This window comes from Streptomyces diastatochromogenes, from assembly GCF_002242805.1.
Classification (GTDB): domain Bacteria; phylum Actinomycetota; class Actinomycetes; order Streptomycetales; family Streptomycetaceae; genus Streptomyces; species Streptomyces diastatochromogenes.
On sequence record NZ_MCGQ01000046.1, the window covers coordinates 65,294 to 77,969 of the forward strand.

At 72.7% G+C, this 12,676-nt stretch carries 10 protein-coding genes; 9 read left to right on the forward strand and 1 reads right to left on the reverse strand.

What is annotated here, in order from left to right:
* The first annotated feature begins 20 nt into the window (after positions 1-20).
* The 7 genes from BEK98_RS39650 (at position 21) to BEK98_RS39680 (ending at position 8,109) form a co-directional block, all read left to right on the forward strand.
* Positions 21-1,046, forward strand: coding sequence for an ABC transporter permease (locus BEK98_RS39650; RefSeq protein WP_094221657.1), 1,026 nt, complete (start codon positions 21-23; stop codon positions 1,044-1,046).
* Between the two features lie 38 nt (positions 1,047-1,084).
* Positions 1,085-2,425 carry an L-fuconate dehydratase gene (locus BEK98_RS39655; protein WP_094221631.1) on the forward strand — a complete coding sequence of 447 codons (1,341 nt, stop codon included), beginning with the start codon at positions 1,085-1,087 and terminating at the stop codon, positions 2,423-2,425.
* A complete protein-coding gene (locus BEK98_RS39660; RefSeq protein ID WP_094221632.1) occupies positions 2,422-3,177 on the forward strand; it encodes an SDR family NAD(P)-dependent oxidoreductase in 756 nt (251 codons plus the stop codon). Before BEK98_RS39655 ends, BEK98_RS39660 begins: the two co-directional genes overlap by 4 nt.
* Positions 3,174-4,142: an aldo/keto reductase gene (locus tag BEK98_RS39665; RefSeq protein ID WP_094221633.1), complete on the forward strand. Its 969-nt coding sequence runs from the start codon at positions 3,174-3,176 to the stop codon at positions 4,140-4,142. Before BEK98_RS39660 ends, BEK98_RS39665 begins: the two co-directional genes overlap by 4 nt.
* Positions 4,139-4,453 carry an L-rhamnose mutarotase gene (locus BEK98_RS39670; protein WP_094221634.1) on the forward strand — a complete coding sequence of 105 codons (315 nt, stop codon included), beginning with the start codon at positions 4,139-4,141 and terminating at the stop codon, positions 4,451-4,453. Before BEK98_RS39665 ends, BEK98_RS39670 begins: the two co-directional genes overlap by 4 nt.
* Positions 4,450-5,289 carry an amidohydrolase family protein gene (locus BEK98_RS39675; RefSeq protein WP_094221635.1) on the forward strand — a complete coding sequence of 280 codons (840 nt, stop codon included), beginning with the start codon at positions 4,450-4,452 and terminating at the stop codon, positions 5,287-5,289. The genes BEK98_RS39670 and BEK98_RS39675 overlap by 4 nt, the downstream gene beginning before the upstream one ends.
* A 90-nt stretch (positions 5,290-5,379) precedes the next feature.
* The gene (locus BEK98_RS39680; RefSeq protein ID WP_094221636.1) at positions 5,380-8,109 is read left to right on the forward strand and encodes a hypothetical protein; all 2,730 of its coding nucleotides are present in this window, start codon (positions 5,380-5,382) and stop codon (positions 8,107-8,109) included.
* Between the two features lie 4 nt (positions 8,110-8,113).
* Here the strand turns inward: BEK98_RS39680 and BEK98_RS39685 are convergent, their stop codons facing one another.
* Positions 8,114-9,535, reverse strand: coding sequence for a lipase maturation factor family protein (locus tag BEK98_RS39685; RefSeq protein WP_094221637.1), 1,422 nt, complete (start codon positions 9,533-9,535; stop codon positions 8,114-8,116).
* Between the two features lie 151 nt (positions 9,536-9,686).
* On the opposite strand from BEK98_RS39685, the gene BEK98_RS39690 reads away from it, so the two are divergent.
* Both BEK98_RS39690 and BEK98_RS39695 read left to right on the forward strand, forming a co-directional pair.
* Complete coding sequence (locus BEK98_RS39690; RefSeq protein ID WP_094221638.1) at positions 9,687-11,774, forward strand: SpoIIE family protein phosphatase; 2,088 nt, start codon at positions 9,687-9,689, stop codon at positions 11,772-11,774.
* Between the two features lie 31 nt (positions 11,775-11,805).
* Positions 11,806-12,669 carry an Fpg/Nei family DNA glycosylase gene (locus BEK98_RS39695; RefSeq protein ID WP_094221639.1) on the forward strand — a complete coding sequence of 288 codons (864 nt, stop codon included), beginning with the start codon at positions 11,806-11,808 and terminating at the stop codon, positions 12,667-12,669.
* Positions 12,670-12,676: the final 7 nt, after the last annotated feature.

A 12,676-nucleotide genomic window follows, 5' to 3' on the forward strand; every position in this document is an offset into this window, starting at 1 on the left:
CCATGGCGGACGGATCGACCATGGCTGACACCGAGGTCCCGCCGCTCACGCCCGTCCCGGTGCACGGCGCCCGTTCGGCCAAGGCCGTCCTGCTCCGCCGGGCCCGTGAACTCGCCCTGGTTCCCGCGCTGTTGCTGCTGATGGTGCTGGGCGCGTTCGTCAACGACTCCTTCCTCACCGAGCGCAACATCATCTCGATCCTCGGCGCCTCCGCGGCCCTCGCCATGGTGGTGCTCGCCGAGTCGCTCGTCCTGATCACCGGCAAGTTCGACCTGTCGCTCGAATCGGTCGTCGGCATCGCACCCGCCGTGGGCGCCCTGCTCGTCCTGCCCGCCGCCCAGTCCGGCTGGGGCACCGAGTGGCCCACCGCGCTCGCCCTGGTCGCGATCCTCGTCGTCGGCGCGGCGATCGGCGCCCTCAACGGCATTCTGGTGGTGAAGTTCAAGCTCAACGCATTCATCGTCACCCTGGCGATGCTGATCATCCTGCGCGGACTGCTGGTCGGCGCCACCAAGGGCAAGACGCTGTTCGGGATGCCCGACGCGTTCTTCACCCTCGCCACCACGACGTTCCTGCGCGTCCCGATGTCCGTGTGGCTGGCGGCGCTCGCCTTCGCGGTCACCGGGCTCGTCCTGCGCTACCACCGCGTCGGCCGCGCCCTGTACGCCATCGGCGGCAACGCGGACGCGGCCCGCGCGGCCGGCATCCGCGTCGAGCGCGTGATGCTCGGGGTGTTCGTCGTCGCCGGAGTCCTCGCCTCCGTCGGCGGCCTCCTGCAGACCGGCTATGTCGGCGCGATCAGCGCCAACCAGGGCAACAACATGATCTTCACGGTATTCGCGGCGGCCGTGATCGGCGGCATCAGCCTGGACGGCGGCAAGGGCACCATGGCCGGTGCGCTCACCGGCGTCCTCCTGCTGGGCGTCGTACAGAACCTGCTGACCCTCGCGCAGGTGCCGTCGTTCTGGATCCAGGCCATCTACGGCGGGATCATCCTCGTCGCCCTCATGATCGCCCGCGTGACGACGGGCCGGGCCCAGGACTGACTCCCCGCCCCCACCGTCCCCCGACCGAAAGGACTTCAGTGCCCGAGGCCCCCGCCCGCATCATCGCGGTCGACACCCACGACATCCGTTTCCCCACCTCGCGCGAGCTGGACGGCTCCGACGCGATGAACCCGGACCCCGACTACTCGGCGGCCTACGTCGTCCTGCGCACGGACGCCGCCGACGGGTACGAGGGGCACGGGTTCACCTTCACCATCGGGCGGGGCAACGACGTCCAGGTCGCCGCGATCGACGCGCTGCGGGGCCATGTGCTCGGCCGCCCGGTCGAGGAGCTGTGCGCCGACCCCGGCTCGCTCTTCCGGGACCTGATCGCCGACAGCCAGCTGCGCTGGCTCGGCCCCGAGAAGGGCGTGATGCACATGGCGATCGGGGCCGTCGTCAACGCCGTCTGGGACCTCGCCGCCCGGCGGGCGGGCAAGCCGCTGTGGCAGCTGCTCGCCGACGCCGAACCGGAGTGGCTGGTCCGCCAGATCGACTTCCGCTACATCACCGACGCGCTCACCCCCGAGGAGGCCCTCGACCTGCTCAGACGCGGCAGGGAGGGCGCCGGTGACCGCCGGGCCCGGCTGCTGGAGCGCGGCTTCCCCGCCTACACGACCTCCCCGGGCTGGCTCGGCTACGACGACGACAAGCTCACCCGGCTCGCCGCCCAGGCCGTCGCCGACGGCTTCCGGCAGATCAAGCTCAAGGTGGGCGCCGACCTGGCGGACGACGTACGGCGCTGCCGGGTCGCCCGCGCCGTCGTCGGTCCGGACGTCCGCCTCGCCGTCGACGCCAACCAGCGATGGAACGTGGACGAGGCCATCGCCTGGACCAAGGCGCTCGCCGAGTTCGACCCGTACTGGATCGAGGAGCCCACCAGCCCCGACGACGTCCTCGGCCACGCGGCGATCCGCCGCGCGGTGACACCTGTCAAGGTCGCCACCGGCGAGCACGTCCAGAACCGGATCGTCTTCAAGCAGATGCTCCAGGCCGGCGCCCTCGACATCGTGCAGATCGACGCCGCCCGCGTCGGCGGCGTCAACGAGAACCTCGCCATCCTGCTGCTCGCCGCCAAGTTCGGCGTCCCCGTCTGCCCGCACGCCGGCGGGGTCGGCCTGTGCGAACTCGTCCAGCACCTGTCGATGTTCGACTACCTGGCGGTCTCCGGCACCACCGAGGACCGGGTCATCGAGTACGTCGACCACCTCCACGAGCACTTCCTCACCCCCGTGGTGATCCGCGACGGCCACTACACGGCCCCCACCACGCCCGGCTTCTCGGCGGCCATGCGCCCGGAGTCGATCGCCCGGTACACCTACCCCGGTGGCACCTTCTGGGCCGCCGACCCCGACACCCAGAAGGGACAGGCGGCATGAGCGACTTCGCGGGCCTCAGGGCCCTGGTCACCGGCGGCGCCTCCGGGATCGGCCGGGCTACCGCCGACCTGCTCGCCGCACGCGGCGCCCAGGTCGCGGTGCTCGACCTCGACCCGTCCGCGGTGGACAAGCCCCTCCTGGCCTACCGGGCGGACGTCACCGACGACACCTCGGTGCGTACCGCCGTGGCACAGGCCGCCGAAGCCCTCGGCGGCCTCGACGTCCTGGTCAACAACGCCGGCATCGGCGCCCGGGGCACCGTCGAGGACAACGACGACGAGGAGTGGCGGCGCGTCTTCGACGTCAACGTCCTCGGCATGGTCCGCGCCGCCCGCGCCGCCCTCCCGCACCTGCGCCGCTCCCGGCACGCCGCGATCGTCAACACCTGCTCCATCGCCGCCACGGCCGGCCTTCCGCAGCGCGCCCTCTACAGCGCCACCAAGGGCGCCGTGTACTCCCTGACCCTGGCGATGGCCGCCGACCACGTCCGCGAGGGCATCCGTGTCAACTGCGTCAACCCCGGCACGGTGGACACCCCGTGGGTCGGCCGCCTGCTGGACGCGGCCCCCGACCCCGCCGCCGAGCGCGCCGCCCTGGAGGCCCGCCAGCCCACCGGCCGCCTCGTCTCGCCGGCCGAGGTCGCGGGCGCCATCGCCTACTTGGCCGGCCCCCTCTCCGGCGCCACCACCGGCACCGCCCTCGCCGTCGACGGCGGCATGCAGGGCCTCAGGCTGCGCCCGGCGGGCCGGTGAACCGCCTGGGCCGCAGCGGCGTCGAGGTCGGCCCGCTGGGCTTCGGCGCCGCCGGGATCGGCAACCTGTACACCCCGATGGACGACGAGCAGGCGTACGAGGCGGTGCGGGCCGCCTGGGAGCGGGGCATCCGGTACTTCGACACCGCGCCGCACTACGGCCTCGGTCTGTCGGAACGGCGCCTGGGCGCGGCCCTGCGGGCGTACGACCGTGCCGCGTACACGGTCTCCACGAAGGTCGGCCGCCGCCTGGAACCCGCCGACGGCACCGGGGACGACCTGGCGAACGGCTTCGCCGTCCCCGCCGACCACCGTCGCGTCTGGGACTTCAGCGCCGACGGCGTCCGCCGCACGCTGGAGGCAAGCCTGGACCGGCTCGGCCTCGACCGGGTGGACGTCGTCTACCTCCACGACCCCGACGACCACGCCGAGCAGGCCTTCCGCGAGGGTTACCCCGCCCTGGAGAAGCTCCGCTCGGAGGGTGTCGTGGGCGCGATCGGCGCGGGCATGAACCAGACGGAGATGCTCACCCGCTTCGTCCGCGACACGGACGTGGACGTGGTGCTCTGCGCGGGCCGGTACACCCTGCTCGACCAGAGCGCGGCTACCGAGCTGCTGCCCGAGGCCGCCGCGCGGGGCGTGGCGGTCGTCATCGGCGGCGCCTTCAACTCGGGCCTGCTCGCGGATCCGAAGCCCGAGTCGACGTACAACTACACCCGTGCGCCAGAAGAGTTGCTGGACCGAGCCCTCCGCATGAAGGCGGTCGCCGCCCGGCACGGCATCACCCTGCGCGCGGCCGCCCTGGCCTACTGCGCCGCCCACCCGGCCGTCGCGAGCGTCCTGGCCGGGGCCCGCTCCGCCGCCGAAGTGCGCGACTGCGCCGAGCAGTTCGCCACCCCGGTCCCGGCCGCCTTCTGGCGGGAACTGCGCGACACCGGTCTGCTGCCCCCCGAGGAGCCGTCATGAGAGTCGCCCTGCACACCAAGGTGCGCGCCCACCGCATCGACGACTACGAGGCGGCCCACCGCGAGGTCCCGAAGGCACTGACCGACGCCATCCGCGCCGCCGGAGCCACCTCCTGGACCATTTGGCGCAGCGGCACTGACCTCTTCCACCTCCTGGAGTGCGAGGACTACGGCCGCCTCCTCGCCGCACTGGAACAGCTGCCGGTCAACGTCGCCTGGCAGGCCCGTATGGCCGAGCTGCTCGACGTCGTGCACGACTACTCGCGGGCCGGCGCGGACGACTCCCTGCCCGTCGTCTGGGAGCTGCCGTGACCGTCGACGCCCACCACCACGTCTGGGACCTGTCGGTCCGCGACCAGGACTGGATCAACGGCCCCGGACTCCAGCCGCTGAGACGGAACTTCACCCTCGCCGACCTGGAACCCGAGGCGCGGGCGGCCGGAGTGGACCGCACCGTCCTCGTCCAGACGATCACCGTCCCCGAGGAGACCCCCGAGTTCCTGGCCCTGGCAGCAGGACACGACCTCGTCGCGGGCGTGGTCGGCTGGACCGACCTCACCCGCCCCGACATCGCCGAGGAACTGGCCCGCCTGCGCGAACTCCCCGGCGGCCCCTTCCTGAAGGGCATCCGCCACCAGGTCCAGGCCGAGCCCGACCCGCGGTGGCTGCTACGGGCCGACGTACAGCGCGGCCTGGCCGCCGTGGCCGCAGCGGGCCTGGTCTACGACCTCGTGGTCCTGCCCCACCAACTCCCCGCCTGCGCCAAGGCGGCAGCTTCACTGCCCCAACTGACCTTCGTGCTGGACCACTTGGGCAAGCCGCCCATCGCCTCGGGAGAACACGAACCCTGGGCCAAGGCCCTGCACATCCTGGCCGCCCTCCCCAACACCGTCGCCAAACTCTCGGGCCTGGTCACCGAAGCCGACCCCGCCTCCTGGACGACCGCCGACCTCCGCCCGTACACGGACACCGCCCTGGAGACCTTCGGCCCCGACCGCCTGATGTTCGGCTCCGACTGGCCGGTGTGCACTCTCGTGGCCGGCTACGCGGACATCCATGCCCTCGGGCGGGAGTTGACCGCGGATCTCGGCGAAGCGGAGACCGAGGCGCTCTTCGAGGGCACGGCGGTGCGCGTCTACGGTCTGTGACACAGCAGGACCTCTGCCGCCGCTCGAACGCTAACCTTCCCCCAGTACTTGGGGGGACGGGTGACGGTGGGGTGCGTTGTACGGTCGGCGGTGCGCAGGGGGAGCGCGCTCGTCGGACTTCTGCTGCTGGCCGTGATTGCGGCGCTGGCCCTCGACGTGGTGCAGATGGCCTCGCCGACGCTCCGGTCAGGGCCGTGCGGCGAGCCGGTCGGCAGATGGATCGCGGAACATCCGCGCGACGACTTCTGCGTGTGGACCGAGGCGCTGGAGGACCGCAGCCTCGCCCCACCCGACGCGGTGTCCCTCGACCTCACCATGGAGGAGCGTGACCGGCTGCCCCGGGCCGAGGTCCGCCTGTCCTTGCCCACCCACAGTGCCGTGGCCGACGCGGTCCGCGCGGGACACGCCGTGCACCGCCCCGAGGACTTCGGCAACGCCGTGGTGGGCGAGGTGAGATTCGGCGACGTGTATCCGATATGGGACGTACCCACCTTGAGTCCCGGCAAGGACCGCGACCACGTCGTCGTCACCACCTCGGCACGCGTGCCCTCGGACCTTCGCTCCAGCCTGCGGTCGGCGCCCTCGGTGCAACTGTCGCTGCGGCCCGCCCCCTTCGCGACGTCGCTCACGCTGACCGCCGAGGATCGCGTGGTCGTCGCTTCCCACCTGCCCGCGGGGGCTCGGATCGACACGGCGAAGGTGACGGCCCGGCTGCCGGTCGCCGCAGGCGCCTGGACCGTCACTCTGGGCTCTGCCGAGCGGGCCTCGGAGTATTCCGTCGAGGAGAACCCGGCGCCCCCCACCTGGCTGCGGCGCGTGGGAGCGATCGGGCGTGCCGTGCTGGAGCGCGGCGGCAACTGGGCTGTGCTGCTGCTCGGCTCGGCACCCTGGCTGCTGCTCTGGCTCGCCGCCCGCACCGGGGCGTTCGGCGACGGCCTGGGCGCCCGGCCCGCGTGGACGCGATACGTCCGTCTCGTGGGCCTGGTCCTCGCCATCCATGTCAGTGTGTCCGCGGCGGCGGCGTTCGCAGCCAACGACTACGCCCTGAACAACGCCCTCGCAGGTGACGACGCGTTCGGCCGGGTCGTCTCGCGCTGGGTGCCCTGGCAGCCGGCCGGGAGCATCGGCCTGAGCGGCGCGTGCATCCTGCTCGCCGCCGCGACGCTGACGCTGCTGCCCACGGCGGTGCGCCGAGCCGGACGGGCACGGCCGGCGGGCGGCGGCAACGGACGGGTCCTCGGCCATGGCTGGGGGCTGGTGGCCGTCGCGGCGCTGTGCGCCGCAGCCGTCCTGCTCGCCGCGGCCGGGCCCTCCCTCACCCCGCCCACGCATGACGTCCTCCTCGCCGCCCTGGCTCTCTACGGCGGTGCCTTCCTGCTGCTGACGGCGCTCGCCTGGACCGCCCACCTGCTGCTGCGGACACTCCGCCACGACGACGGCTCCGCGCCACCGTCCCTGGGCGCGGCCCTCGCCGCCGCGCTCGTCCTGACCGGCCTGGCGGTCGTCTACGACTACTACGGATACCTGCCCTGGGCGCTGCGCTGGGTGCCGTTGCTCGTCACCGGGGCCACGGGCCTGCTGTCCCTGACGGCCCTCGGCCACCGGGCCGTGACCGGCCGGCCCATCGGCCGGGGCACCCTCGCGTGGCCGGCTCCGGTGGCCGTGGCCCTGTCCGTGCCGTGGCACCGGCTGGGTGACAGCTATCCGGGCTGGGATCAGGTCATCACGCTGGCCCAGGAAGCCGACGGGCTGCTCGCCTGCTTCCTGGCCGGGGCGGCCGTCCTCACCCTGCGCAGGCTCGGCCGCTCACCGGTGGTCACGGAGGACGGGCTGCGGGGCCTGCGTTCACTGGGCATCGCCGCGACGCTGATCGTGCTCTCCGGCAGCTACTCCTTCTACCGCGGGCTCAGCGTGTGGTCCCTGCTCGCCGCGCTGCTCGGCGCGCTGTTCCTGCTCCCGCGCGACCAGGTCGCCCCGGCCGCGGCGGTGCTGTCCCAGAACTCCGCCGAGCGGCGCGGATCCCTGGCGCGCACGGTGATGGCCGGTGCCGCTCGCCGGCAGCTGTCCGCCACCGGCCGGGCTCTGCGCGAGAAGACGGCGGAGGACGGCGGCAGCCTCGTCACACAGCAACTGGCCGTACGACGGCTGGAACTCGCCGCCGCCCGCGACCGCGAGGGCACCCCGTCGGGATCCGCGACCACCCGTCAGCGTGCCCTCGGCGGTCTCACCAGCCGGCGCCCCTGGCAGCGAGGACTCTGGGGCGCCCGCTGGGGCCTGCTCATCGGGCTGCCGTGGACGGCCCTCGACCTCGCGGGCACCGCGCACCTGCCGCCGCACGAGTTCTATCCCCTGCTGTCCGCCGCTGGAGCGCTGCTGCCCGCCACCCTGCGCTGGGCAGGCCTGGGCCTGCTGTTCGGGTACTTCTTCCCGCTGGTGGCAGGGGAGAGCGGCCTGGCCAAGGCGCTGCGGCTGGCCGCGGCGGCCGCCGCGCCGACCGTGCTGGACGCCGTACTGGTGCCGCACCACGGATCCGTGTGGCCCGGCGGGATTCTCTCCGTCGTCCAGCTCCTCGCGTTCTGCCTCAGCCTCGGCCTGCTCGCGGACAGCGACACCCTCGCCCGGCACCGATTCCACTGGGCACGCCTCGCCGACGTGCACAACCTCGGCTCGCTCGCGGCCTGGTTCTCATCGGTGACCGCCGCCCTCGCCACCGGCGTGGCGGCACTGCTCCTCGCGGGCTTGCAGCCCTTCGTGACGAACCTCGTGCAGCCGCCCCAGACACCTCAGGGCAACCCGCCGGCGAGCACGGCGTCCCGGTAGCCGCTCACATCCTGTCGGCCGCATACGCCAGCCGCGTCGGCGGCAGCCACTCCCGCACGTACACCCGCTCCCAGCACGCCCCCGTCTCCCGCAGCTCCCGCCAGGTGGTGTAGCGGTAGTGGAAGAGGCGGGCGCGGATGTAGCGGGGCGGGGTGTCCGGTGGGAAGGGGGAGCGGCGGAGCAGCTTCAGGGTGGCGCGGTCGTTCTCCAGGAGGCGTTCCACCAGGCCGCCGAACCATTCGCCGGCGTAGGCGGGGGACAGCGCGGCGAACCACATCAGCCAGTCCAGGCGCAGATGGTAGGGCGCGAACTGGCGTGGCCAGTGCCGGGGATCGCCGGGCTTGCCCTTGAACTCGTACTCCCGCCACTCCGAGTCCTCCCGCGGCAGGTCGTCCAGCGTGCCCTCGACCACCACCTCGTGGCGGATCCGGCTGACGCTGCCGAACGCGCCGTAGGTGTTCACCAGGTGCAGCGGGTCGAAGGAGCGGTTCATGACCTGGCGCCGGGAGATCATGTTCGTCACCGGGTGATAGCTCAGGCAGAGCAGCAGCGCGGCGACCGCGAGCACCAGGACCTCGTACCAGAGCGGCGCCGACGGCACGGAGGGCGCCGTCGTCGGGAACCGCAGCGCGGAGAGCGCCAGCACGATGGTGATCCAGTTCAGCCAGGAGAAGTTGCCCGACAGCACCAGCCACAGCTGGGTGACGATCATCAGGGCGGCGGCGGCCGAGGCGACCGGCTGGGGGGTGAACAGCAGGACCGGCACGACCAGTTGGGTGAAGTGGTTCGCGGCCACCTCCACCCGGTGCAGCGGCTGGGGGAGGTGGTGGAAGAACCAGCTCAGCGGGCCGGGCATCGGCTGGGTCTCGTGGTGGTAGTAGAGGCAGGTCAGCTTCCGCCAGCAGGCGTCCCCGCGCATCTTGATCAGACCCGCCCCGAACTCGACCCGGAACAGGATCCAGCGCAGCAGGAACAGCACGACGATCGGCGGCGCGACCTCGTCGTTGCCGAGGAAGGCGGCCAGGAAGCCGACCTCCAGCAGCAGCGACTCCCAGCCGAACGCGTACCAGGTCTGACCCACGTTGACGATCGACAGGTACAGCGCCCACGGCACCAGCCACAGCAGGATGCCGCTCCACAGCGGCAGCAGCGAGTCCGCGCCGGCCAGCAGCGCCGCCGACACCGCGCAGCCCGCCCAGGCGCAGGCCGCGAAGAAGCGGTCCGAGTAGTGCAGCTGGAACAGGCTCGGCGCCCGTCTGAAGGGGATCCGGGCCGTGTACCGGGGGATCGGCAGCATGCCACGCTCGCCCAGCAGGGCCCGGAACTGCAGGGCTGCCGTCAGGAACGCGACGAGGTACAGACCGGCCAGGGCCCGCTGGAAGACCAGCCGGCTCAGCCAGTAGTCGGGTGCGGTGAACCAGTCCACGGCGCTGTGCTCCTGCCTCCATTGTGGCCGCAGCGACGATGGTGCCCCAGCGGTACCCGTCACTCCAGGTACCGCGCCCCTTCACCTGCGTAACCGGCGCAGTCGGAACCCAGCAGTCGAAGAATCCGACAAACCCTGGCAAGGTGGCCCCATGGCTGATCGGGCAGCGAGTGCCCTGTCACTCCCGGAGGACTGGCCCGCCCACCCGGATCCGATCCTGGCGCTCAACCGCATGGGCAGCTTCGACTGGGACCTGGACACCGGTCTTTTCAGCATGGACGCCCAGGCGCACGCGATCTTCGACCTGCGCCCCGACGAGTACGACGGCCACCCCGAGAGCCTGTCCGTACGGGTGCCCGCCGCGGAGGGCCACCGCATCGACCTCCTGGTCGCCCAGGCCATCAAGGACGGCCGGGAGAACTACGGCGCGTACTTCCGCGTGAAGCGCCGCGACGGCACCCTGCGCTGGACCCACACCCAGGGCTACATACGACGCGACGAGACCGGCCGCCCGCGCCGGATCATCGGGATCGTCCGGGACGCCACCGAGGAACTGAGCGAACGCGCGGTCCGCAAGGACGCGGCCGCCCAGGCCGCCGCCCGGCGCGACCAGACCAACGTCGTCCAGATCGCCACGGCCGCCCTCGCCCACGCCCGCACCGTCCAGGACGTCATCGACGTCGTCACGGACGCCCAGGGCCTGACCCTCCTCGGCTCCACCAGCCTGGTCCTCGGCCTGGTCGAGGCCGGCCGCATCCGGCTGGTCGCCGAGGGCCCCGCGGGCACCTACGTGCCCGGCACCCGCATCACCCGGATCGACGAGCCCTACCCGATGGGCGAGGCGGTACGGACCCTCAGCCCGTGCTTCATCGAGTCCCCGGGGGAGTTCGCCGAGCGCTTTCCCATCCTGTGGCCGCACATCACGGACATGCACATCACCTCCGCCGCCTATCTGCCGCTGATCGCCCAGGCCCGCCCGATCGGCGCGATGGGCCTGCTCTACGACGACCGCAGCGGCTTCTCGGCGGAGGAGCGCAACGTGCTGGTCGCCCTCGGCAGCAGCATCGCCCAGAGCCTGCAGCGGGCCATGCTCTACGAGCAGGAGAAGGACCTCGCGCAGGGCCTCCAGCAGGCGATGCTGCCCCGCACCATCCCGAGCGTGCGCGGCGCCGACGTCGCCGTCCGCTACCGCGCCGCCACCGTCGGGGGCACCCTCGGCCGGGACATCGGCGGCGACTGGTACGACCTGATCCCGTTGCCCGGCGGCCGGGTCGGCGCGGTCATCGGCGACGTACAGGGCCACGACACGCACGCGGCGGCCGTGATGGGCCAGCTGCGGATCGTGCTGCGCGCCTACGCCGCCGAGGGGCACACCCCGGCCACCGTGATGGCCCGCGCCTCCGTGTTCCTGCACGAACTCGACACCGACCGCTTCGCCACCTGCCTGTACGCGGAGGCCGACCTGTCCACCGGGGTCGTCCAGGTGGTCCGGGCCGGCCATATCGACCCGCTGGTCCGGCACGCCGACGGCAGCTGCCACCGGGTTCCGGTCGAGGGCGGGCTGCCGCTCGGCCTCTCCGCCGAGTTCGGCCGGCTCGAGTACCCCGTCTCCACCCTCGAACTCGACCCCGGCCACACCCTGCTGCTGTGCACCGACGGGCTGGTCGAACAGCCGGGATGCGACCTCGACGACGGACTGGAGGCCCTGACGACCCTCGTCGCCAAGGGCCCGGACGACGTGCGCGACCTCGCCGCCCGGCTGATCGAGGTGGCCGAGGAGCGGGGCGGCGACGACGACGTGGCCCTGCTCCTGCTGCGCCGCCGCGTCCCGGAGGCCCCGCGGCCCGGCGGCCGGCTCCAGCAGCACGTGGCCCCCGGCGACCCCGAGGCCCTCACCCACGCCCGGCACCTGATCCGTGCCGCGGTCCGCTCCTGGGGCGCCGGGGACCGGGCCGACGAGGTCGAACTGGTCGCCGACGAACTCGTCACCAACGCCCTGATCCACACCGAGGGCTCCGCGATCGTCACCCTGCGGGTCCTCGAAGGCAGCGGCCGCCGGCTGCGCGTCGAGGTCGAGGACTCCTCCAGCGCCCTGCCGCGCCGCCGCGACGCCGGGGAGGACGGAGTCTCCGGGCGCGGACTGCTTCTCGTCGACCGGCTCGCCGACGTGTGGGGAGTGGAGGCGCGCGGCGGCGGCAAGTGCGTGTGGTGCGAGTTCCTGGTGTACGAGCACACCTGACCACAGGGGCCCCGGATGGCACTCTGGACCTATGCCGGAACTCCCCGAGGTGGAAGCCCTCAAGGACTTCCTGACCGAGAACCTGGTCGGCCATGACGTCGTACGGGTGCTGCCCGTCGCGATCAGCGTCCTGAAGACGTACGACCCTCCGGTCGGCGCGTTCGAGGGCAGCGAGGTCGTCGCCGTGCACCGGCACGGGAAGTTCCTCGACATCGAGGGCGGCACCGGTCTGCACTTCGTCACCCATCTGGCCCGCGCGGGCTGGCTGCAGTGGAAGGACCGGCTCCCGGACGGCCTGCCGCGGCCCGGAAAGGGCCCCCTCGCCCTGCGGGCCGCCCTGGAGACCGGCGCGGGCTTCGACCTCACCGAGGCCGGCACCCAGAAGAAGCTCGCCGTGTACATCGTCCACGACCCGCGGGACGTGCCCGGCGTGGCCCGCCTCGGCCCGGACCCGCTCGCCGCCGACTTCGACGAGGACCGCTTCGCCGCCCTGCTGAAGGACGAGCGGCGCCAGATCAAGGGAGCCCTGCGCGACCAGGGCCTGATCGCCGGGGTCGGCAACGCGTACAGTGACGAGATCCTGCACGCGGCGAAGATGTCCCCGTTCAAACTCGTCGCGTCCCTGACCGCGGAGGAGACCGAACGGCTCTACGCGGCCCTGCGCACCACCCTCACCGAGGCGGTCGAACGCTCCCGGGGCCTTGCCGCGGGACGCCTGAAGGCGGAGAAGAAGACCGGCCTGCGCGTCCACGGCCGCACCGGCGAGCCCTGCCCGGTCTGCGGCGACACCATCCGCGAGGTCTCCTTCAGCGACTCCTCGCTCCAGTACTGCCCGACCTGCCAGACGGGCGGGAAGCCGCTGGCGGACCGGAGGATGTCGCGGCTGCTGAAGTAGTTGGCGC